Raw genomic sequence first — 21,778 nt, forward strand, 5'->3', positions numbered from 1 at the left:
CCACCGCGCACCGAAGGAGCCTGCCGCCGAGGTCGGTGAGGCGACTGGCGAGAGCCAACGAGAAAGGGCCGGGCGTCCGAGACGCCCGGCCCTTCATCGTCCGTGGTCAGTTGAAGGTGACCACGACCTTGTCGTCGTCGATCTTGATGTCGGCGCTGATGTAACCGGCCTGGCCGGTGAGGTTCTCGCTCGCGGGGTTCCCGCTGTAGTCGGAGCCCGTCATCACAGCCGAGAACTTCCCCGGGCCGATCTTGAACTGGTAGTACGAGTCCGCATCGTCGCTGATCTCGACCTTCGGCGACTCGTCGACCGTCACAGCGACCGTGGACTTCGACACGGACATGTTGCTCGGGTAGCTGAGGTCGATGCCGCAGTCCTCCACGTCGTAGTACGCCGTCTTGGTGGCGCACTCCGCGTAGTGGGCGTCGACCTGCTTCTGCACCTCGTCGAGGTAGGCCTGCGACGGGGTCAGCTTGAGGTCCTTCACCTGGTAGGAGTCGGCGGCGACGGTCAGCTTCGGGGAGCCGGCCAGCTCGTAATACTTGTTCGGCGCCTGGATGCTGTACACGCCCGGGTAGGCGACGACCTCGGAGTCCTTCGACGTCAGCGAGTGCTCGGCCCCGGGCACCGAGTAGCCCGGGATGCTCGAGGAGACGAACGGCAGGTTGTAGGTCAGCCCGCGGCTGACGTACCAGCCCTTGTCGTCCTTGTCGAGCTCGATCGTTCCCCGGTACGTCTTGCCGGCGAGCTTGTAGGTCACGCTCGCCTGGGTGAGATCCGAGCTGCGGCTCGACAGCGTGCGGCTCACGACGGGCGCCGTGATGTGCTGCGCCTTGCCGAGAACGGCGTTGGTGAGCAGGAAGTTCTCCCCCTCGGAGGCGTCGACGCGCGCCAGCTTGTTGGCGGCGGACGCGTTCCCCTTGGCGATGTCGTTCAGGTAGTCCTGCGCGACGGCCTTCGCGCCGCCGCCGCCGAGAAGGTTCGCGATCACGACGATCGCCACGATCGCGACGGCGGCGAAGGCGACGGCGCCGCCGATGACCCACCAGACCCAGTGCGGGACGGCCGGCTTCTTCTTCTCGCCCGCCGGCGGTGCGTACGGATTCGGCTGGCCGGCGTACGGCTGCTGCGGGCCGGGCGCCCCGGCGTACGCGGGCTGCTGCTCCGGCGCAACCGGCGGTACAGGCTGCTCCGGTGCGGGCGGTGCGGGCTGCTCCGGTGCGGGCGGTGCGGGCTGCTCCGACGCGGGCTGCTCGGATGCGGGCGGCGCGGGCTGCTCCGCTGCCGTCGGCTCAGGCGCTGTCGGTGCCCCCTCGGCAGCCTTGTCGTTGTCGTCCGCGGGCACAGTCGGGTCGCTCAATATTCCCCCTCGATGATGTGATGACGATCGGATGCCGCTTCAGACATGGGCATCGATCAGAAACTTTTCAAGAATATCAGTTTCCCGCCGACTATCCAGTCCGCCGTTGACCGGAATAGGGGGATTGGCGCACTCCGGCCCGATGTCCTGTAGTCTTGCGGGAACCCGGTCAGCCGACGACGTCTCGCACCGGGCCGATTGAGCGCACCTCTCCGCGAGAGTGTGCGCATGTGTACCCGCGGCCACGGCCGCGAAAAAGGAAAAGTATCTCACCCTCCGTCCGGCTGCATCAGCCGTTCACCTCTCCGGCGAGGGCCACTCCCTCTCCGTCGAATCGCCGCGACCGGTCTACTCCGTCGTGGCTCTCTCAGCCGTCCGCGCTCTCTGCGCGGCGAATGGGACCGTCATGGTCCCCAACACCAAATAAGAAGGAAGAAACGATGGCCACAGGTACCGTCAAATGGTTCAGCACGGAGAAGGGCTACGGGTTCATCGCCCCGGATGACGGCACGGCCGACGTCTTCGCCCACTTCAGCGAGATCGCGTCGCAGGGCGAGTTCCGCAACCTGGCCGAGAATCAGAAGGTCGAGTACGAGGTGACCCGCGGCCCCAAGGGCCTCCAGGCATCCAACATCCGACCGGTCTGACCGGTCCTCGATGCGGGGCCGGTTCTCCGGCCCCGCATCGATCCCAAGCCCCTTCGGGCATATCTCGGTGCTGGCGCCCAGGAACGGCGCATATGCTTCGAGAATCTAGGGCGAAACGTCCAACACCTCGGCTGGGAAGTCGTCTGACACAGCGGAGGTCACGCGTGACCGCAACCCTTCTCGGTCCGATCCGGACCACCAAGCCCCGTTCCGGCCGGCCGTCAGTGACCAGCACATACAGCGAACTCCTCACGGAGGTTCGCGGCGAGGGTCTCCTCGAGCGTCGCCGGGGCTTCTACATCACCACGTTCGCGGTCCTCATCCTCGCTCTCGCCGGAGCGTTCGCCGGGATCGTCCTCCTGGGCGACTCGTGGTTCGTCCTGCTGATCGCCGGAGCACTCGGCATCATCTTCACCCAGCTCGCCTTCGTCGCGCATGAGGCCTCGCACCGTCAGGTGTTCGAATCCGGCCCGGCCAACGACCGCGCCGGGCGGTTCCTCGCCACCTGGATGGTCGGCATGAGCTACCACTGGTGGATGACGAAGCACACGCGTCACCACGCCAACCCCAACACCATCGGGAAAGACCCCGACATCGCCCGCGACACCATCTCGTTCACCGAGGCGGACGCCGCCAGGGCCACCGGCATCCTGCGCGCGGTGACGCGCCGTCAGGGCTACCTCTTCTTCCCGCTGCTGCTGCTCGAGGGTGTCAACCTTCACTTCACGTCCCTGCGGACCCTCTTCGGCAAGGCGCCCGTCCCGGGCCGTGGCCGTGAGCTCTCCGCCATCTTCATCCGCTTCGGCATCTACCTGAGCGCCGTCTTCCTGCTGATGCCGGTCGGGGTCGCCTTCGCGTTCCTCGGCGTGCAGCTCGCCGTCTTCGGCCTCTACATGGGCGCCTCGTTCGCCCCCAACCACAAGGGCATGCCGCAGCTGCCCGAGGGCTCGCGCGTCAGCTTCCTCGACAAGCAGGTGCGCACCTCCCGCAACATCCGCGGCGGCTGGTGGATGAACATCCTCATGGGCGGGCTCAACCACCAGGTCGAGCACCACCTCTTCCCGAGCATGCCCCGCCCGCACCTGGCGCGCGCTCGCGAGCTCACCATCGCCCACTGCGCGGCGAACGAGGTGCCGTACACCGAGACGTCGCTCGTCCGGTCGTACACGATCGTCATCCAGTACCTGAACCGCGTCGGCCTCTCGGCCCGCGACCCGTTCGACTGCCCTGCCGCAGGCGCGTACCGCCGGGCCTGACCGCACGGCGCGGTGTGCCGTCGGGCATCGCGCGTCCATCAGCCGGGCGTCGTGGCGTACGGTGTTGGCTGGAGGTGCCCGATGGGATACATGATGTACGACAGCAGCACGATGATCACGTTCGAGGATCGCGTGCTCGCCCATCTCGAAGTGGTGATCGTGTCGAAGCTGCGCCGCAAGGAGTCGTTCGCGCTGAGCTGGCGTGAGACCCCCGAGAACGGCGACGGCCGCTCGACCGTGTGGATCGACCCGTCCATCCCCCTGCGCTTCCGGTTCAGCGGTTCGCGGCCGCCCGCCCTCGACCGCGACTGGGTCGAGCGCCTCGCGGCGGCCGCCGCGAGCTCCTCCGGCCTGATCGCGGTGGACGAGGACGGCCAGCCGGTCGTCGGGTCCACGCACGAGCGAGGGCTGTAGCCCCGGCCACGCCTCGGGGGATTGCTGTCTCTCGCTCGACCGTCCCGCGTCGCTACCGTGTGCCTGCGGCCATTCGGTGCCGCGGGCAGGGGACGAGGATGCATCCGACGGAGCTCTCTTTCGGCACGTGGTCGCTGTACGGCGGCGGGACGCTCATCGACCTGATCGCGGCGACCACCAACGCCCTGAACGGCGCGCTGCTCGCCCGACGGCCCGACCACTTCCGCAACTACACCTTCGTCGGCATCGTGCTGATGGCGGTCATCGGCGGGATCGCCGGCGGTGTCACCCGGGATGTGATCCTCGGCGAGACGCCGTCCGCCTTCGTCAACCCGGCCTACCTCGTCTTCAGCGTCACCGCCGGCGTGGTCGGCTACCTGCTCGCCTACGCGCAAGGCCAGCTGTTCCGCGAGGGCCTCTTCCAGTTCATGACCTCGTTCTCGCTGCCGTGGTACGCCATCATCGGCGCGCAGAAGGCCACGGAGGCGGGCTACCCGATCGTCGGTGCGCTCGCGATCGCCGTGATCGCGCCGACCGCCGGCCGCTACCTGATCGACGTGACCAGTGGCGTCACCCCCAAGCAGTTCGTGCGCGGGGAGTGGTTCGTCGCCACGGCGGTCGGCACCGGCCTCGTCTGGATCGTGCTCTCGGAGGTGGGCGTCCCGTACTGGCTGAGCGTCGCGGCCGCGTTCCTGGTCGGGTTCACGTTCCGGGTGCTGGCACTCTATCGGGGATGGGAGGAGCCGCTCGCGCGCGGGCCGAAGGGCCTCAAGGTCCACCCGGACCGGCGTCCGCTGCTCGGACGAAAGCTGTCGGGTCGATCGCAGGAGGAGCTCAGGATGCTCGGGCTCACGGTCGACGATGAGCCTGCCGGCTGATCCGGAGCACCCACTCGGCGCTCACTCCGGGAGCCGTGCTCACTCGGGGAGCCGTGCTCACTCCGGGATCTGGGCGAGCGCGTGCCGGGCGAGCGCGGCCATGCGCGGGTTGTCGTCGGAGGCGGTGGCCAGAGCGGACGCCATCGCCACCGCCCAGCCGCGCGCCCGCGCCCAGGTCGCCGCGTCCGGGGTGGTCGGGAGCGCCCGGCGGAACCGCTCGCGCGCCTCCCGGTCGAAGGTCAGCCACGCGGTGGCGAGGTCCGTCGCGGGATCGCCGGAGGTGACGTCGCCGAAGTCCACGACGGCCGTCAGCTCGCCGTCCGGGCCGAGCAGCAGGTTCCCGGGGTGCAGGTCGCCGTGGAGCAGCAGGGGAGGCCCGTCCCAGGCGGGAGCGTCGAGCGCCTCGCGCCAGGCCTGCTCGAGGTCGGCCACCTCCATACGACCCGACAGGGAGCGCAGGCGCGTGGCCACGACCTCCCGGCGGGAGGCGAGCGGGACGCCGCGGACCGGGTTGCGCGGCGCTTCGAGTGCCGGCACGGCGAGCTCTCCGATGAAGCGGGCGAGCGGCTCGGCCAGGCCGACGCGGCCGGCGGCGCCGACGGAGGCGCCGTCGATGCCCTCGAACCACTCCACGACGCTCCACGGCCACGGAAAGGACGCGGACGGGACGCCGACGCGAACCGGGACCGGCACGCGGACGCTCACCCGCTCCGCGATCCCGGGGAGCATGAGCTGCTCGTGCTCGATGAGGTGCGCGGCGGCCTCACGCCGTGGGACGCGGACCGCGAGCCGGTCGCCGAGCCGGTACAACTGGTTGTCCCACCCGTCGCTGACGAGCCGGAGTTCGCCGTCGAGATCGGGATGCTGCTCCGCGAGCAGCCGGGCGACGAGCTGCGCGTCGGTGGGGATGTCGGCGGCGGGCGTGTCACTCACCCGCTCGACCGTAGCAGTCCGCCCGTCTCGGCGAGCCGGCACGCGGGATATCGTCGTCAACGAGAGCGAAGCGCACGGACGTTGCGTTCATCGCCAAACTCATGCGGGTTCTTTGTGAAAGCATGGCCACCGGAGGTTTCATGACTCAGCAGTCCGCTCAGCCCCACGACCGCATGCACGCGGTGACGCCGGAGACCCGTGAGCTCGTCGACCTGGTGCTCGACTACTCCCGTCGGCGCATCCTCAGCGAGGACACCCCGCTCGACAAGCCGCTGCCGGAGTACGAGCTGCGCCGTCTGGCCGGCCAGACCGTCTCGGAGAGCGGCATCGGTGCCGAGCGCGCCCTCGCGCTGTTCGAGCACGTGCTCGCGCCCGCCTGCATCACCACCGACCACCCGAGCTACCTGTCGTTCATCCCCACGGCCCCGACGAAGGCGGCGACGGCGTTCGACCTCGTCGTCTCGGCCAGCGCGGTCTACGGCGGATCCTGGCTGGAGGGATCCGGCGCGGTCTACGCCGAGAACCAGGTGCTGGCCTGGCTGGCGGCCGAGTTCGGGCTGCCCGCGACGGCCGGCGGCGTCTTCGTGCAGGGCGGGACGCTCGGCAACCTCTCCGCCCTCGTCGCGGCACGGGACGCGGCCCGCACCGAGCGCGGCAACCCGGCCGGCCGCTGGGTGATCGTCTGCAGCTCCGAGGCGCACTCGTCCGTCTCGTCCGCCGCGCGTGTGATGGACGTCGACGTCGTCGCGGTCTCACCGGGGGAGAGCGGCGTGCTGACCGGGGATGCGGTGCGCCCTGCGCTCGAGGAGTACGGGGACGCGGTGTTCGCGGTGGTGGCCACCGGGGGCTCGACTAACTTCGGCATCGTCGACGACATCGCGTCGATCGCCGCCCTGAAGTCCGACTTCTCGTTCTGGCTGCACGTCGACGGCGCGTACGGCCTCGCCGGGATGCTGTCCCCGCTGGCGCGCGATCGTTTCGCCGGGGTGGAGCAGGCGGACTCGGTGATCGTCGACCCGCACAAGTGGCTGTTCGCGCCCTTCGACGCGTGCGCGCTCATCTACCGTGACCCGGAGGCAGGGCGGCGCGCTCACACGCAGCACGCCGAGTACCTGGACACCCTGACCGAGACGACGGAGTGGAGCCCCTCCGACTACGCCGCGCACCTCACCCGCCGTGCCCGCGGGCTGCCGTTCTGGTTCTCGCTGGCCTCGCACGGAGCGGCGGCCTACCGGGACGCGGTGACCGCATCCATCCGGCTGGCCGAGCGGGTGGCCGAGGAGATCGAGCGCCGTGACGGCTTCCGCCTGGTGCGGCAGCCGCAGCTCTCGGTCGTGGTGTTCGAGCGCGACGGCTGGACCAAGGAGGACTACTCCCTCTGGTCGGCACGTCTGCTGGAGGAGCAGCGCGCATTCGTCACACCGAGCTCGCACGCCGGCCGCCCGAACACGCGGTTCGCCATCCTGAACCCGCTCACCACCTTCGAGAACCTGGTGGGCATCCTCGACACGATGGAGTGAGCGCCCACAGCACACGACGAAAGACCCCGTGCCGGGTGGCACGGGGTCTTTCGTCGTTTCCAGAAGGGAGGGTGTCAGACGATGTCGTCCGACTCGCCCGTCCGGCGCGTCACACGCTCGCCCGTCGCAGGATCGACGGCCGTGCGGGTGGTGGCGACGGAGGTGCGACGCCGGGTGATCAGCACGATCCCGATGATGATGCCGATGACGCCGGCAACCATCAGGATGTAGCCCACCAGGTGGAGATCGATCCAGGCGACCTGGAGGTTGAGCGCGAACGCGAGGATCGCGCCCACCACGACCAGGAAGATGCCAGCGCCGAGGCTCATCCGGCTTCCTCCGGGCCTAGACCCGTCGGCTCCCGGTGAGCAGTCGCACCAGCCAGACGATCACGGCCAGCACGAGCAGGATGATTCCCACCCACAGGAGGAAGTTCAGCGACTGCACGAACCCTCCGGTGAGCAGCAGGATGATCGCGATGATGGCGATGATGATGAGCAGGATGTTCATGGAGAAGTGTCCTTTCCTTGACGCGCTCCACACAACAACTGCTTCACTTGCCTAGCAATCCCCTTGACTTCAGGTTCGTTTCGGCCTAGCGGCGCGCTCAGCGGTGATCCGATCCACGGTCTGCCGCATCTTGGTGAGGAACCGGGTGACCGTCTCGGCTTCGTCCGGGCTGAGCTCGGCGGTCGCGGCCGCGAGCTGCTCCTGCGCTGCCGCCAGCAGCGGGCCGGTGTCGCCCTGCGCGGCGAGCGTCGGGACGAGCTCGACGGAGCGTTTGTCGACCGTGCTCGGCCGTCGCTCCACGAAGCCGCCGCGGACCAGGCGGTCGATGAGCAGGGTGGTGGATGCGCTCGAGACGCCCAGGTACGCGCTGAGGTCCTTGGCGAAGGTCGGACGGCCGGCGGACGTGTTGTCGAGGATGAGCCGGAGAGCGAGCAGGTCGTTCTCGCCGATCCCCATGGCCGCCCCCGTACGGCGGCGCATGGCCGCCTCGGCCGCACGGTAGACCTGCAACGCCTCGAGCACGGCCGTGTCCGGCCGCGGCGTTTCCGGTTCGTGCTTCACCTTCTCCAGTCATGCCTTTCACGCGCTTCCGCGCAATGGGGGTGGACCCGACTGTCGGCGGATTCACGGCCACGGATCGGGCGCGTATGCTCGCGCAGTGGACGAACGAGTACTTCTCGACCGGTACGAGCTGGAGGACAGGCTCGGCCGCGGTGGCATGGCGACCGTGTTCCGCGCGCACGACCGGCGCCTGGGTCGCGAGGTCGCCGTCAAGGTCTTCACCTCCGGCGCAGCCGTCGACGATGCGCGGAGGCGCACCGAGGCGACGATGCTCGCGCGGCTGAGTCACCCGCACCTGGTGGCGCTGCACGACGCGCACCTGGCGGCGGACGGCGACACGACCCCCAGCTTCCTGGTGATGGAGCTCGTCGACGGCGAGGACCTTCGCAGCCGGCTGGAACGCGGACCGCTCGCCCCGGAGGAGGCGGTCGAGATCGCGGTGGGCATCGCGGAGGCGCTCGTGGTCGTCCACGAAGCCGGCATGGTCCACCGCGACCTCAAGCCCGGCAACATCCTGCTGTCCGACGCCAGCGTCCCGGGCGGTCGTTCCGTCGTGAAGCTCGCCGACTTCGGCATCGCGCACCTGATCGGCGCGGAGCGCATCACCACGGTCGGCACCGTCATCGGGACCGCCGGGTATCTCAGCCCCGAGCAGATCTTCGGCGGGGAGCCGGGACCGGCCGCCGACATCTACTCGCTCGGCCTCGTGGTGCTCGAAGCGCTGACCGGCGTCCGCGAGTTCCCGGGCACACCCGTGGAGGCGGTGGCAGCCCGCTCGGCGCGCGATCCGCGCATCCCGGCGTCGCTCCCGGAGGACTGGCGCGGGTTCCTCGCCGCCATGACCGCGAGAGACCCGGCGATCCGCCCCACCGCCTGGGAGGTCGCGGTGATGGCGCGCGAGCTGGGCCCGCAGCTGGCGGACTGGCAGCCGGACGAGCCCACCGTGGCGGCGGCGATCGGTGGGGATGCGACCGTTGCGGCCGCGCCCGCTGCGGCCGTCCCCGCGGCCGCATCGTCCGCAGGCGATGCTGACGCGGGACTCGCGCCGACGCGCATCCTCCCGACCCGGGGCGCAGGCGCGCCGACCCCCTCCCGCACGCGACGGCGCGGGCTGCTGGCCGGCGGCGTGGCGGCGGCCGCCGTGCTGGTGACCGCGTCGGCGCTCGCGCTCGGCACGATGATGGCGCCGGCGGCTCAGCCCGAGACGGACACGACACCGCGTCCGACGCCCAGCGTGACCGCGCCGCCGACGACGGTCGCGCCGGCCACGACGACCGAGCCGGTCGCGACGCCGTCGCCGAGCGAGGACGCGGGCCCGGGCAACGACAAAGGACCGGGCAAGGACAAGGGACCGGGCAAGGACACCCCCGGCGGCGGCCCGGGCAAGAACAGCGGAAACGGAAAGGGCAAAGGCTGACCCTCCGACCCGCTTCCCCCGCCCCCCATCCGCCGGTACTGTCGGGGGATGCCCGAGCAAACGAGGACCGCCGCGATCGTCGTGAACCCGGTGAAGGTGGACGCGCCCGCCCTGCGCGAGGCGCTCGCCGCCGCTGAGAAGCGCTGGGGCTGGGCCGAGACGCTCTGGCTCGAGACGACGGAGGACGACCCGGGCACCGGTCAGGCGCGCGAGGCACTGGGACGCGGCGTCGACGTGGTGATCGCCGCCGGGGGCGACGGCACGGTGCGCACGGTCGCGGAGACCCTGCAGGGCACCGGTGTGCCGCTGGCGCTCCTGCCCTCCGGCACGGGGAACCTGCTGGCCCGCAACCTCGACCTCACGCTCGACGACGTCGAGAACGCGCTCGACTCGGCGTTGGACGGCGACGACCGCTCCATCGACGTGGGTGTGGCCGAGCTGCGCAACGGAGACGAGCCGATCCGCCGGCATTCCTACCTCGTCATGGCCGGCGTCGGCATCGACGCGCGCATGATCGCCGCCACCGACGACGACCTCAAGGCGCGCCACGGCTGGCTCGCCTATGTGAAGGCGATGGGGAAGGTGCTGCGCGACAAGAACGAGCTGCGCATCCGCTACCGGCTCGACGGCGCCGGTGTGCATTCTGCCCGGGCCCACACCGTCCTCATCGGCAACTGCGGATCGTTGCCCGCGAACATCCTGCTGCTCCCGGACGCCGCGGTCGACGACGGCGAGTTCGACATCGTCATCCTGCGGCCGGAGGGGTTCATCGGCTGGCTCCAGATCGTCGTCAAGGTCTTCTGGGAGAACGGCGTGCTCCGGCGGACGACGGTGGGACGCCGGTTCATGGGCGCCGACCGCGAGGTGCGTGCGATGAACTACCTGAAGGGCCGCGAGTTCGTGATGCGGCTGAGCCGCGCCGAGGAGGTGGAGCTGGACGGCGACCTGTTCGGGCGCGCCTCGGCTCTCCGCACCTGGATCGACCCGTCCAGCCTGACGGTGAAGGTGCCGCGCGGCACGTGACCGGCGGCACCGTCACCGGGATCAGGAACGGGCCAGGAGCTCCAGGGTGTCGACGACGCGGTTGGAGAAGCCCCACTCGTTGTCGTACCAGGCGACGACCTTGACGTGCCGCCCGTCGACGCGGGTGAGCGCCGCGTCGAAGATCGACGACGCCGGCTGCCCGGTGATGTCGCTGGAGACCAGCGGCTCGTCCGCGTAGTCGAGGATGCCGCGCAGCGGTCCGTCGGCGGCTGCACGGTAGGCGGCGAGCACCTCGTCGCGCGTGACGTCGCGCTCGACGGTCGTGTTCAGCTCGACGATCGAGCCGACCGGGACCGGCACGCGGATGGAGTCGCCCGACAGCTTTCCGTCGAGCTGCGGGAGCACCAGGCCGATCGCCTTGGCGGCGCCGGTCGTGGTCGGGACGATGTTGACCGCGGCGGCACGGGCGCGGCGCAGGTCGCGGTGCGGGCCGTCCTGCAGGTTCTGCTCCTGCGTGTACGCGTGGACGGTGGTCATGAAGCCGTGCTCGATGCCGGCGAGGTCGTCCAGGACGGCCGCCAGCGGTGCGAGCGCGTTCGTCGTGCAGGAGGCGTTGGAGACGATGACGTGCTGCGCGGGGTCGAAGGCGTCGGTGTTGACGCCGTAGGCCAGGGTCACGTCCGCCCCGTCGGAGGGCGCGCTCACCAGCACGCGCTTCGCACCGGCGGTGATGTGCGCACGGGCGGCGTCGGCCGAGGTGAAGCGGCCGGTGGACTCGAGGACGACATCCACGCCGAGCTCGCCCCACGGCAGATCGGCGGGCTCGCGCTCGGCCAGCACGCGGATGCGGCGGCCGTCGACGACGAGGGCGTCTCCGTCGACCTCGACGGTGCGGCCCAGGCGTCCGAGGGAGCTGTCGTACTTCAGGAGATGCGCGAGGGTGGCCGGAGCGGTCAGGTCGTTGATGGCGACGACCTCGAGGTCGGAGTCGCGCTCCAGGAGGGCGCGGAGGGTGTTGCGGCCGATGCGGCCGAAACCGTTGATGGCGATGCGGGTCATGCTGTTCCTTTCGTGGGACCGCATCCATGTTCCGGGCTCGTCGCGCCGGTCGAAAGTGGCTGGCACGACATGGTGCGCAAGCATCCCGCCAGAAGGAAGGCCAGCATGCGCAAGGATCGCGCCACGCCGCAGAGGCGCCACGGCCTCAGGCCGAGAAGGTGCGCCGGTACTCGGTCGGCGATGTCCCCAGGATGCGCTGGAAGTGCAGCCGGAGGTTGGCGGCCGTGCCCAGACCGACCTGCGCCGCGATCTGGTCGACCCCCAGATCCGACCGCTCCAGCAGCTCACGCGCCAGATCGACGCGGGCGCGGAGGACCCACTGCATGGGCGTATAGCCGGTGTCCTCGACGAACCGCCGCGAGAACGTGCGGGCGGACACCCGCGCGTTCCGGGCCAGCGCCTCCAGCGTCAGCGGCTCGGCCAGGTGCGCCAGCGCCCACTCCCGCGTCTCCGCGAACAGGTCGCCGAGCGGCTCCGGCACGCTCCGCGGAACGAACTGCGCCTGGCCGCCGCTGCGATACGGCGCGGCGACCAGACGGCGCGCGACGCGGTTGGAGAGTCCGACGCCGTGATCGCGCCGGACGAGATGCAGGCAGAGGTCGATGCCGGAGGCGGCCCCGGCCGAGGTGAGGATGTCGCCCTCGTCCACGAACAGGACGTTCTCATCCACCCGCACCAGCGGATAGCGCGTGGCCAGCCGGTGCGTGTAGTGCCAGTGCGTCGTGGCCCGCTTTCCGTCGAGCAGGCCGGTCGCCGCCAGGGCGAACGCGCCGGTCGAGATCGCCGCCAGGCGTGCACCGCGCTCGTGGGCGGCGAGCAGCGCATCCACCACCGCGGCCGGAGGGTCGGTCGTCGCCGGGGTGCGATAGCCGGGGACGAAGACGGTATCGGCCTGCTCCAGCGCCTCCAGGCCCTCCGCCACGTGATACGAGAGCCCGTCGCCGCCGGCGATCAGCCCCGGTGCCGGTCCGCACACCCGCACCTCGTACGGCATGCTCGGCCGGTTCGAGAACACCTGCGCCGGGATGCCGACGTCGAGCGGCTTCGCGCCCTCCAGCACGAGCACCGCGACGACGTGGTTGGCGCTCACGGCCGCGCGGTGACGATCTGCAACAGGGCCGCCCGGAATGCAGCCGGGTCGTCGACCGCCGGGAACACCTCGTCCTCGAGCCCGCGCACGCCCTCGAACGCCGAGCGTCCGGCGTCGGTGATGGCGAGGACATGGCGGCGCCGGTCGCCCGGGTCGGGAGCGCGGGTGACGAGGCCCTCGCGCTCCAAACGGTCGACGGTGCGCGACATCGTCTGCGGCTCGACGTGCGCCATCCGCGCGAGGTCCGACTGCGAGTCGAAGCCGAGTTCGAGCAGGTGCAGCACGATCAGGCCGGCGTGCGTGAGGCCGCGCTGCTCGAGGGCATCCGCCCAGGCGCGCTCGACGGCACGGGAGGCAGCGCCGAGCAGCCGGCCGAGCGGCCAGTTCTCGGGGCGGTGCTCCTCCGCTTCCGCCGGGTTGGCATCCATACCCTCATCGTACGGATGTCGGGCGCCCACCGCGGCGCCCGCCGCTCAGTCGGTGCCGGAGTCGAACGCTGCGCCCTCGGAGCTGAGGTCGATCTCGCGCGAGAGCTCCGCATCCACCGGCTCGACGCCCTCGAGGATCGCGCGGGCGCTGCCCTCCTGCAGCTCGCCGACCAGCGCGCCGGTCGGGCCGCCGATGAGCCCGGCCGCCGCGTACTGCTCGAGCCGCGAGCGGGAGTCGGCGATGTCGAGGTTGCGCATGGTCAGCTGGCCGATGCGGTCGCCGGGGCCGAAGGCGGAGTTGCCGACGCGCTCCATCGACAGCTTCTCCGGGTGGTAGCTGAGCGCGGGCCCGGTGGTGTCGAGGATCGTGTAGTCGTCGCCGCGGCGGAGGCGCACGGTGACCTCGCCGGTGATCGCCGAGCCGACCCAGCGCTGCAGCGACTCGCGCAGCATGAGGGACTGCGGGTCGAGCCAGCGGCCCTCGTACATCAGGCGGCCGAGGCGGCGGCCCTCGTTGTGGTAGTTCGCGACCGTGTCCTCGTTGTGGATGGCGTTGAGCAGCCGCTCGTAGACGATGTGCAGCAGAGCCATGCCCGGCGCCTCGTAGATGCCGCGGCTCTTGGCCTCGATGATGCGGTTCTCGATCTGGTCGGACGCGCCGAGGCCGTGGCGGCCGCCGATCGCGTTCGCCTCCAGCACCAGGGCCACCGGGTCGTCGAACTCCACGCCGTTGATGGCGACCGGGCGGCCGGCCTCGAAGCGGACGGACACCGTCTCGGGGACGACCTCGACGTCGTCGCGCCACGCGGCGACGCCCATGATCGGGTCGACGATGTCGAGGCCGGCATCCAGCTCCTCGAGACGCTTCGCCTCGTGGGTGGCTCCCCAGATGTTCGCGTCGGTCGAGTACGCCTTCTCGCTCGGGTCGCGGTACGGGAAGCCGCGCGCGACCAGCCACTCGCTCATCTCGGTGCGGCCGCCGAGCTCCTCGACGAACGCGGCGTCGAGCCACGGCTTGTAGATGCGCAGGCGCGGGTTGGCGATGAGGCCGTAGCGGTAGAACCGCTCGATGTCGTTGCCCTTGTAGGTGGAGCCGTCGCCCCAGATCTCGACCCCGTCCTCCATCATCGCGCGCACCAGCAGGACGCCGGTGACCGCACGGCCGAGCGGGGTGGTGTTGAAGTAGGTCTTGCCCGCAGAGCGGATGTGGAAGGCGCCGCACTGCAGCGCGATCAGGCCCTCCTCGACCAGGGCGCGCTTGGCGTCGACCAGGCGGGCGATCTCGGCGCCGTACTCCTTCGCGCGGCCGGGGACGGCGTCGATGTCGGGCTCGTCGTACTGGCCGATGTCGGCCGTGTACGTGCAGGGCACGGCCCCCTTCTCGCGCATCCAGGCGACCGCGCAGGAGGTGTCGAGCCCTCCCGAGAACGCGATGCCGACTCGTTCACCGACGGGCAGACTGCTCAGAACCTTGGACACGGCATCCAGCTTACTGCGCGCCTCCCTCGCCCCCTTCCGCCCGCTGCTAACCGCGATGTGGCGCAAATCGTGAGGCGGGCGGGGTCAGCCGCGGCCGTCGAGGGATTGCGCTGGGCAGGTTCCGCCGGGCGCCGTGCGCAGCTCGAAGTGCCAGGCCTCGTTCGCGTAGACCTGGCAGAGTCCCCACTCGGCCCCGAAGCGGTTGAGGTAGTCCATCGCCCCGGCGTCGGCGATGTCGACCGCCTCGCCACGGACGTGGGCGGAGTCGCTGCCGCGCTTCACCCACTTCTCGGCCTCCTCCTCGCTGCCGTACTGCTTCACCGCCTGGGCGAACAGGTGCTCCTGGTAGCGCTCGGAGCGCCAGCCGTCGGCGATGGTGATGGCGGAGCCGGCGCCCTCCTGCCGCATCGCGGACTGCGCATGACGGAGCGCCGCCAGCAGGTCCGGGTCGAGATGGGCGACGGCGGGGCGGTCGCTCTCGAGGGGGAGGGAGGTTCCGTCGGGGATGTAGCCGTCGGCGTCGGTGAGGCCGACGGCTCCCGGACCGCCGCTCCCGCCGCTCCCCGCGGATCCGCCTCCGGGCACGGTCGCCGGAGCGCCCACCGTCTGCGCCAGAGCGCCGGAGCCGGTCGTCGAGCATCCGGCGAGGGCGACGGCGAGGAGGAGGGCGGAGGCGACGCCGACGAGGCGCTTTGTTGGGTGCATGCCTCAACGCTCGCAGTGCCGGGCGGTCGCTCGCGTCCGTCTCGGGGCGCATCCGGGTCCCCCCAGCGGACGACCTCGCGCCCCCGCCGATCCCGTCCGCATTCGTCACGAATGGTCGCCATTCGGCGCGAATGGCGACCATTCGTGACGAATGTGCGCGGTGGAGGACGCTCGGGCTGGCGCGGGGTTTCGCGCAGTGGCTCGCGCGAGGGTATCCGGCTAAGGGAGGCGGGGCGTGCGCGGGGGAGCGGTGCGGCGCGGCGCGAGGCGCTCGAAGGCGGACGCCAGCGCGAGCAACGCCGAATCGTCGTACGCGCGGCCGGCGAAGGTGAGGCCGACGGGCATCCCGATGTCGTCCATCGTCCCCATCGGCACGGTGACGGTGGGGATGCCGAGATGACGCGGGACGAGGTTCCCGTTCGCGACCCAGACGCCGTTCCGCCAGCCGAGGTCGGCGGACGCCGGGTTCACGTCCATGTCGGCCGGCCCCACATCCGCGACGGCGGGGAAGACGACGGCGTTGAGACCGAGCCCGTCCATCCACTCCTCCAGGTCGACGCGCCGGGTCTGCTCGAGTCCGCGCAGGCCGTCGGCGAGCTCCGGGATGCCGGACAGCGCCGTTCCGGGATGCGCCCGCACCCAGGCGGGGTAGTCGGCGATGTCGTCCTCGAACCCGTCGTACCGATCGGGCAGAGCGCCGTCGGGGTGCGGGAAGATGCGTGCGCCGTCGACGTCGGCCAGGGTGCGGAGGGCCGGATCGCCGTTGGCGGCGAGGAAGTCGTCCCACGCCCACGCGGAGAGGTCCACGATCTCGCGCCGGAGGAACGCGGGGGTCACCAGGCCGCGGGTCGCAATGGACGGCGCGCCGGCCCGGTCGCCCTCGTAGTTCGTCACCGCCGGGAAGTCGACCTCGACGACCGTCGCCCCGGCCGCCTCCAGGTCGCGGCGGGCGCGTTCCCACAGCGCGATGACGGATGCGCGGGTCTCGATCGGCCGGCCCGTCGCGCCGCCGATGCCGCCGCGGCCGCCCGGTCCGCCCTCGCCGGTGCCGGCCTCCGGGTCGGCGTTGATGTACATCCGGGGCACCCCGAACCGCCGCCCCGCCAGCGGGACGCTTCCGGCGAGAGCGGGGTACGACACGGGCCGCAGCTCCGACGCGCGCGGGATCGGAACCCACGGCTGCGCGCGCCAGAAGTCGCCGCGGGTCTCCGGGTCGTCGGCCACGATCACGTCGAGCACTTCAAGAAGGTCGGCCATCGTGCGCGTGTGCGGCACCACCACATCCATCGTCGGCACCAGTGGCCAGTTGCCGCGCACCGAGATGACGCCACGGGACGGCGTGTATGCGCACAGGGCGTTGTTGGATGCGGGGGCCCGGCCCGACGACCAGGTCTCCTCGCCGAGGCCGAACGCCGCGAAGCTCGCCGCCGTGGCCGTGCCGGAGCCGTTCGACGACCCCGACCCGAACGCGGCGGTGAGGTAGTCGGCGTTGTACGGAGATTCCGCGCGGCCGTACACGCCGCGCTGCATGCCGCCGTTCGCCATCGGCGGCATGTTGGTGAGCCCGAGCAGGATGGCGCCCCCGGCGCGCAGGCGCTCGATCGTGAACGCGTCCCGCTGGGCGATCAGGTGCTCGAAGGCCGGTGAGCCCGCCGCCGCCGTGAGCCCGCGTGCCAGGTAGCTGTCCTTCGCCGTGTACGGGATGCCGTCGAGCGGTCCGAGCGTCTCGCCGCGCGAGCGCCGCAGATCGGAGGCGCGGGCCTCCGCGATGGCGTCCGGGTTGCGGACCACGACCGCGTTGAGGCGCGGGCCGGCCGCGTCGTACGCATCGATCCGTGCGAGGTACGCCGTGACCAGCTCCTCGCTGGTGGTGTCCCCGGCCTCGAGCGCCCGCCGCAGTTCGGCGATGGGCGCCTCCACGACATCGAACGTCATGCGCTCACCGCGGGCTGCTGCTGGGTGATGCAGTGGATCCCGCCGCCGCGCGCGAAGATCGGGCGCGAGTCGACCATCGTCACCCGGTGGCCGGGGTACGCCGCCTCGAGGATCTCCGTCGCCTCGGCGTCCGCGCGCTCCTCGCCGAAGCCGCAGGCGACGATGCCGTCGTTGACGACGAGGTGGTTGACGTAGCTCCAGTCGACGAAGCCTTCCTCGTCGCGGAGGGTGGCGGGGGCGGGCAGGTCGATGATGTCCCAGCTGCGGCCGGCGGCGTCGGTCGTGCCGGAGAGCAGGGCGTGCAGCTCGCGCGAGACCGGGTGGTCGGGGTGCTCCGGGTCGCGCTGGGTGTGCAGCAGCAGCCGGCCGGGGGCGGGGATGGTGGCGACGATGTCGACGTGGCCGTTCGTCCCGAAGTCGTCGTAGTCGCGGGTGAGGCCGCGCGGCAGCCAGATCGCGCGCGTCGCGCCGATCGTGCGGGCGAGCTCGGCCTCAACACGCTCCTTGTCGGCGTAGCGGTTGCGCCGCGGGTCGAGCTGGACCGTCTCGGTCAGCAGCACAGTGCCCTCGCCGTCGACGTGGATGCCGCCGCCCTCGTTGACGAGGAGCGAGCTGATCAGCTCGGCGCCGGTGCGCTCGGCGACGAACCGGGCGATCTCGGCCGACTTGTGCCACTCCGCCCACTCGGGGTCGCCCCAGCCGTTGAACGTCCAGTCGACGGCTCCGAGCACGCCGGGGCGGTCGTCGTCGACGACGAAGGTGGGGCCGAAGTCGCGCATCCAGAACTCGTCGAGGGGAGCTTCGACCTGCTCGATGTCGCTGCCGAGCATCCGGCGGGCGCGGTCGCGCTCGCTCGGGTCGACGACCATCGTGACCGGCTCGAACTCCGCGACGGCGTGGGCGACGGCCGTCCACGCGGCGTACGCCTCCTCGGCCGATGCGGCGTCATCGCCGAGCGTGAGGCCGGTGCGGGGGAAGGCCATCCAGGTGCGCTCGTGCGGTGCGGTCTCTGCGGGCATGCGCCAGGTCATCGGTGTCCTCCGCGGTCGGCGACGATTGTTGATCGAATGATCAATATCTGAGGCGACCGTACCTATACTGGGCGGACCATGTCAAGAGCACCCCGCCGCCCGCCCGCGGAGCGCCGCGCCGAGCTCTCGGCCGCCGCGCGCGACCTCGCGCTCGCCGACGGGCTCATCGCGGTGACCATGCGGGGCGTCGCCGGCCGCGCCGGGGTCGCTCCCGCCCTGGTCGCGCACTACCACCCGGTGATGGACGAGCTGGTCGCATCCGCCTTCACCGCGGTCGTCGCCGCCGAGCTGGATGAGGTGCGCGCCCTCCTCGGCCGCGAGGACGACCCGACGGCCCGGCTCGCTGCGCTGCTGCGCACGCTGCTGGACGGCACGCGCGACGACGTCACGCTCGTGTGGGTCGAGGCGTGGGCGCTCGGCCGGCGCAACGAGGCGCTCGCCGCGGCGGTGCGCGACCAGATGGACGCGTGGCAGGCGCTCCTCCTCGACGTCGTCGAGCGCGGGGTCGCCGCCGGCGTCTTCCACGCGGACGACCCGGCGCAGGCCGCGTGGCAGCTGCTCGGGATGATCGACGGCCTCAACGCGCAGGCCCTGGTGCGCTGGGGCGCGGGCGGCGATCGCGGGCCCGTCCTGGCGCACGCCGTCGAGGGCCTCCTCGGCCTCCGGCGCGGCACGCTCGCCGCCTGAATCCGCTCCGCCGAATCCCCTGCGCCGCCGAGTCGTGACTCGTTGCCTGAATCCGCCCCGAGTGGTGACATGATGTCGGAACTCGGGCCGAGTGGTTGGGGAAGGGACGGGGGCGTCAGCCGATCCAGGCCAGCAGCTCGGCGCGGAACTCGTCCGGTTTCTCGATGTGGGCGGAGTGCCCGCAGTCCTCGAACACGACCTCGCGCGTGGTGCCCCCGGCCGCGGCGTAGCGGTCGAGCACGGCCCGCGTCTGCGCGAGCATCGGCTGCGGCGGCGCGACCTGGTCGCCCGGCCATCCCGGGATGATGCCTGCGGCGCCCAGCTGGTTGAGGTCGAAGAACGACGCGTCGCCGACGATCGCGTCGGCCGCGCCGTGGATCCACAGGATGGGCGGCTTGGCCGGCGCATCCACGATGCCCGAGGTGTCGAAGTACGTCGGGGCCAGCGTGTTCAGGATGCCGCGGGTGCCCGGCGCGAACCCCGGCCAGTGCTCGGACGGCGTCGAATCCCCCGGGTAGTTGTCGGGCCCGGTCGCCGTGGAGAGCATCGACTCCACCCAGAGGTCCTCGTACTCGGAGACGAAGCCGGGCGCGACGTACGAGGAGCGGTACACGGCGCGCGGGGATGTGGGCGCCTCCTCGCCGGTGTCGCCCGCGGCGAGACGCGCCACGAAGTCCGGGTTGGCCCCGCCGCCGCCCGTGCCCGATGCATCCGCGTTCAGCAGGCTGCCGTCGGCGGCCGTCCCGCCGAAGCCGTACGGCGAGACGGGGGAGACCAGGGTCAGGCTCGCGACGAGGTCCGGCCGGTCGAGCAGCAGCTGCATGACCACGCCGCCGCCGAGGCTCCAGCCGACCACGTGCACGGCGCCGAGGCCGAGCTGGTCGGCGACGGCCGCGACATCGTCGGAGAAGTCGCGGACGCCGCGGGTCGCATCCACCGGGAGGGTCTCGCTGTCGCCGAACCCGCGGAGATCGACCGCGAGCGTGCGCACGCCCTCCGGCAGCGACAGCATGAGCGGCTGCCAGAACAGCGACGACGAGACGTTGCCGTGCACGAACAGCACGGTGCGGAGCGGGTCGCCCGCGGCCGGGCGTTCCAGGACGTTGGCGGTGTAGCGGGAGGTGCGGACGGCGCGGGCGTCGATGCCGGGCAGCAGCGTTCCACTCATCGGGGTGTCTCCTTCGGGTCGAGCACGGGGAGGACCTGCCGAAGTCCGGCATCGGTCATCAGGATCGTGTAGTGGTTCACGTCGTCGGCCTCGTGGATGCGCATCCCGGGCAGACGCTCGTGCCACTCGGCGACGACGGCGGGGTCGTAGAGGGACGGTCCGTCCAGCAGGCCGCGGGGCGCGCGCACGAGGTCGATCGGAAGCAGGAGGGAGGCGAGCGCCTCGGCGTAGCCGGCGGACCCGTCGAGTTCGAGCGCGTTCACGGAGACGGCCTCGGCGTCGGCGCTCGACCGGAGCTCCGGGGCGTCCCCGACGAGGTCGTAGGCGACGTAGTCGGCGATCGCGGGATTCCACCACGGACCGATCGCCGGATGCCGCCGCCAGAACGCCTCGTACTCCTCCGGCGACGCGAACCGCATCCGCAGGCGCTCGATCGCGGGGCCCAGCACCACGGCGGGCACGTCCTCGGGCGCGACACCCTCCGGAGGCGGGAGAGGCAGGCCGCCGTCGATCAGCACCAGCCGCTCGACCCGGTCCGGGTGGCGTTCGGCGAAGCGGACAGCGACGAAGGCGCCCATGGAGTGGCCGGCGACGACGACGCGGTCGAGAGAGAGCGCATCCAGCACCCGGGCCAGGTCGTCGGCGTGCTGGACGAGCCCGAACGGTCCGGGGAGGCCGGAGCTGCGCCCGCGCCCGCGCAGATCGGGCGCGATCAGGCGCCGGTGCGGCAGGCGGTCGGCGGTCAGCAGCCAGGCACGGTGGCTGGCGGTGATCCCGTGGACGGCGAGGATCGGCATCCCCTCGGCGTCCGGGTGCCACACACCGCCGGCGAGGTCGCCGCCGGCCACCGGGACCGTGAACGGCGCGTAGCCCGCCCGTGTGCTCACCGCGCGCTCCACCCGCCGTCCATCGTGTAGCTCGCGCCGGTCACCATCCCCGCGTCGTCTCCCGCGAGCCACAGCGCCAGGCCGGCCACCTCGGCCGGTTCCACCAGGCGCTTGATCGACGCCTCCGTCAGCATCACCTTCTCGACCACCTCGTCCTCCGGGATGCCGTGGAGGCGCGCCTGGTCGGAGATCTGCTTCTCCACGAGCGGGGTGCGGACGTAACCGGGGTTGATGCAGTTGGAGGTGACGCCGTGCGCCCCGCCTTCGAGCGCGCTCGTCTTCGAGAGCCCCTCCAGGGCGTGCTTGGCCGTGACGTACGCCGACTTGAACTCGGACGCCCGCAGTCCGTGCACGCTGGAGATGTTGACGATCCGGCCGAAACCCCGTTCGTACATCCCGGGCAGCGCCGCACGGATGAGGAGGAACGGCGCCTCCACCATGATGCGCAGCATCAGGGCGAACGTCTCCGGCTCGAACTCGGGGATCGGGCGGACGTGCTGGATGCCGGCGTTGTTCACGAGGATGTCGACATCCACCGCCGCCCCGGCCAGCTCGCCGGTCTTCGACAGGTCGACCTCCCACGCGTCGCCGCCGAGCCGCTCCGCGACCGCGCGCGCCGCGTCGCCGTTCAGGTCGGCGATCGTCACCCGGGCGCCGGCGGCGGCGAACGCCTCGGCGCAGGCCAGCCCGATGCCGCTGGCGCCGCCGGTGACCAGCGCGCGCCTCCCCGTGAGATCGGTCATCGTCGACGCTCCTTCCCGCCGGGCCAGCGGCCCGCGGGCCGCGGATCGCCGTGCGCTCCACGCGCACTCTAACGCTGCGCGTCGGG

23 protein-coding genes are annotated in these 21,778 nt (G+C 71.6%); 8 read left to right on the plus strand and 15 right to left on the minus strand.

The features are described 5' to 3' along the window. Window positions 1–106: 106 nt before the first annotated feature. The gene (locus tag BLW09_RS02305; protein WP_089907923.1) at window positions 107–1,360 is read right to left on the minus strand and encodes a hypothetical protein; all 1,254 of its coding nucleotides are present in this window, start codon (window positions 1,358–1,360) and stop codon (window positions 107–109) included. 440 nt (window positions 1,361–1,800) lie between these two features. Here BLW09_RS02305 and BLW09_RS02310 point away from each other — a divergent pair, with 440 nt between their 5' ends. The 4 genes from BLW09_RS02310 (at window position 1,801) to BLW09_RS02325 (ending at window position 4,555) form a co-directional block, all read left to right on the plus strand. Beyond that, the gene (locus BLW09_RS02310; protein WP_018192289.1) at window positions 1,801–2,007 is read left to right on the plus strand and encodes a cold-shock protein; all 207 of its coding nucleotides are present in this window, start codon (window positions 1,801–1,803) and stop codon (window positions 2,005–2,007) included. A gap of 164 nt (window positions 2,008–2,171) precedes the next feature. Continuing rightward, window positions 2,172–3,263, plus strand: coding sequence for a fatty acid desaturase family protein (locus BLW09_RS02315; protein WP_089907927.1), 1,092 nt, complete (start codon window positions 2,172–2,174; stop codon window positions 3,261–3,263). Window positions 3,264–3,344: 81 nt separating this feature from the next. Beyond that, a complete protein-coding gene (locus tag BLW09_RS02320; RefSeq protein WP_089907930.1) occupies window positions 3,345–3,677 on the plus strand; it encodes a DUF7882 family protein in 333 nt (110 codons plus the stop codon). A gap of 98 nt (window positions 3,678–3,775) precedes the next feature. Next, complete coding sequence (locus BLW09_RS02325) at window positions 3,776–4,555, plus strand: TRIC cation channel family protein (protein ID WP_089907933.1); 780 nt, start codon at window positions 3,776–3,778, stop codon at window positions 4,553–4,555. A gap of 57 nt (window positions 4,556–4,612) precedes the next feature. Here BLW09_RS02325 and BLW09_RS02330 read toward each other — a convergent pair whose 3' ends face one another. Continuing rightward, complete coding sequence (locus tag BLW09_RS02330) at window positions 4,613–5,488, minus strand: phosphotransferase (protein ID WP_089907936.1); 876 nt, start codon at window positions 5,486–5,488, stop codon at window positions 4,613–4,615. 122 nt (window positions 5,489–5,610) lie between these two features. Between BLW09_RS02330 and BLW09_RS02335 the strand changes: the two genes are divergently transcribed. Continuing rightward, window positions 5,611–7,008, plus strand: a complete 1,398-nt coding sequence (locus tag BLW09_RS02335; RefSeq protein WP_089907940.1) for an aminotransferase class V-fold PLP-dependent enzyme — start codon at window positions 5,611–5,613, stop codon at window positions 7,006–7,008. A 74-nt stretch (window positions 7,009–7,082) separates the two neighbouring features. On the opposite strand, the gene BLW09_RS02340 is transcribed toward BLW09_RS02335, so the two are convergent. The 3 genes from BLW09_RS02340 to BLW09_RS02345 all read right to left on the minus strand — a co-directional run bounded on the left by BLW09_RS02340 (window position 7,083) and on the right by BLW09_RS02345 (window position 8,079). Further along, the gene (locus BLW09_RS02340; RefSeq protein WP_089907943.1) at window positions 7,083–7,337 is read right to left on the minus strand and encodes a DUF6458 family protein; all 255 of its coding nucleotides are present in this window, start codon (window positions 7,335–7,337) and stop codon (window positions 7,083–7,085) included. Between the two features lie 16 nt (window positions 7,338–7,353). Beyond that, window positions 7,354–7,518, minus strand: a complete 165-nt coding sequence (locus BLW09_RS19030; RefSeq protein WP_167552371.1) for a hypothetical protein — start codon at window positions 7,516–7,518, stop codon at window positions 7,354–7,356. Window positions 7,519–7,587: 69 nt separating this feature from the next. Next, a complete protein-coding gene (locus BLW09_RS02345) occupies window positions 7,588–8,079 on the minus strand; it encodes a MarR family winged helix-turn-helix transcriptional regulator (protein WP_089907945.1) in 492 nt (163 codons plus the stop codon). A 97-nt stretch (window positions 8,080–8,176) separates the two neighbouring features. On the opposite strand from BLW09_RS02345, the gene BLW09_RS02350 reads away from it, so the two are divergent. Then, a complete protein-coding gene (locus tag BLW09_RS02350; protein ID WP_089907947.1) occupies window positions 8,177–9,496 on the plus strand; it encodes a serine/threonine-protein kinase in 1,320 nt (439 codons plus the stop codon). Between the two features lie 48 nt (window positions 9,497–9,544). Next, on the plus strand, window positions 9,545–10,519 hold the full coding sequence (locus BLW09_RS02355) for a diacylglycerol/lipid kinase family protein (protein ID WP_231947007.1): 975 nt from the start codon (window positions 9,545–9,547) through the stop codon (window positions 10,517–10,519). A gap of 21 nt (window positions 10,520–10,540) precedes the next feature. Here BLW09_RS02355 and gap read toward each other — a convergent pair whose 3' ends face one another. The 7 genes from gap to BLW09_RS02390 form a co-directional block, all read right to left on the minus strand. Next, window positions 10,541–11,539, minus strand: a complete 999-nt coding sequence (gene gap, locus BLW09_RS02360) for a type I glyceraldehyde-3-phosphate dehydrogenase (protein ID WP_089907953.1) — start codon at window positions 11,537–11,539, stop codon at window positions 10,541–10,543. Between the two features lie 145 nt (window positions 11,540–11,684). Next, a complete protein-coding gene (locus BLW09_RS02365) occupies window positions 11,685–12,629 on the minus strand; it encodes a GlxA family transcriptional regulator (protein ID WP_089907955.1) in 945 nt (314 codons plus the stop codon). Beyond that, window positions 12,626–13,057 (minus strand): MarR family winged helix-turn-helix transcriptional regulator, encoded by a 432-nt coding sequence (locus BLW09_RS02370; RefSeq protein WP_089907959.1) that lies wholly within the window; start codon window positions 13,055–13,057, stop codon window positions 12,626–12,628. The genes BLW09_RS02365 and BLW09_RS02370 overlap by 4 nt, the downstream gene beginning before the upstream one ends. 45 nt (window positions 13,058–13,102) lie before the next feature. Beyond that, on the minus strand, window positions 13,103–14,536 hold the full coding sequence (argG, locus tag BLW09_RS02375; protein WP_089907962.1) for an argininosuccinate synthase: 1,434 nt from the start codon (window positions 14,534–14,536) through the stop codon (window positions 13,103–13,105). Between the two features lie 84 nt (window positions 14,537–14,620). Next, a complete protein-coding gene (locus tag BLW09_RS02380; protein ID WP_089907964.1) occupies window positions 14,621–15,241 on the minus strand; it encodes a M15 family metallopeptidase in 621 nt (206 codons plus the stop codon). Between the two features lie 219 nt (window positions 15,242–15,460). After that, window positions 15,461–17,176 (minus strand): amidase, encoded by a 1,716-nt coding sequence (locus BLW09_RS02385; RefSeq protein ID WP_089907967.1) that lies wholly within the window; start codon window positions 17,174–17,176, stop codon window positions 15,461–15,463. Beyond that, complete coding sequence (locus BLW09_RS02390; RefSeq protein WP_089907970.1) at window positions 17,173–18,207, minus strand: agmatine deiminase family protein; 1,035 nt, start codon at window positions 18,205–18,207, stop codon at window positions 17,173–17,175. Before BLW09_RS02390 ends, BLW09_RS02385 begins: the two co-directional genes overlap by 4 nt. Before the next feature lie 78 nt (window positions 18,208–18,285). Here BLW09_RS02390 and BLW09_RS02395 point away from each other — a divergent pair, with 78 nt between their 5' ends. After that, window positions 18,286–18,894: a TetR/AcrR family transcriptional regulator gene (locus BLW09_RS02395; RefSeq protein WP_089907974.1), complete on the plus strand. Its 609-nt coding sequence runs from the start codon at window positions 18,286–18,288 to the stop codon at window positions 18,892–18,894. 115 nt (window positions 18,895–19,009) lie between these two features. Here BLW09_RS02395 and BLW09_RS02400 read toward each other — a convergent pair whose 3' ends face one another. Genes BLW09_RS02400 through BLW09_RS02410 form a run of 3 tightly spaced genes read right to left on the minus strand, consistent with a single transcriptional unit; the run spans window position 19,010 to window position 21,692 of the window. Further along, the gene (locus BLW09_RS02400) at window positions 19,010–20,062 is read right to left on the minus strand and encodes an alpha/beta hydrolase (RefSeq protein WP_089907977.1); all 1,053 of its coding nucleotides are present in this window, start codon (window positions 20,060–20,062) and stop codon (window positions 19,010–19,012) included. Further along, complete coding sequence (locus BLW09_RS02405) at window positions 20,059–20,949, minus strand: alpha/beta hydrolase (RefSeq protein WP_231947008.1); 891 nt, start codon at window positions 20,947–20,949, stop codon at window positions 20,059–20,061. Before BLW09_RS02405 ends, BLW09_RS02400 begins: the two co-directional genes overlap by 4 nt. Next, window positions 20,946–21,692, minus strand: coding sequence for a 3-hydroxybutyrate dehydrogenase (locus BLW09_RS02410; protein ID WP_089907983.1), 747 nt, complete (start codon window positions 21,690–21,692; stop codon window positions 20,946–20,948). The genes BLW09_RS02405 and BLW09_RS02410 overlap by 4 nt, the downstream gene beginning before the upstream one ends. Window positions 21,693–21,778: the final 86 nt, after the last annotated feature.

It is taken from the genome of Leifsonia sp. 21MFCrub1.1, from assembly GCF_900107895.1.
Taxonomy (GTDB): Bacteria; Actinomycetota; Actinomycetes; order Actinomycetales; family Microbacteriaceae; genus Leifsonia; species Leifsonia soli.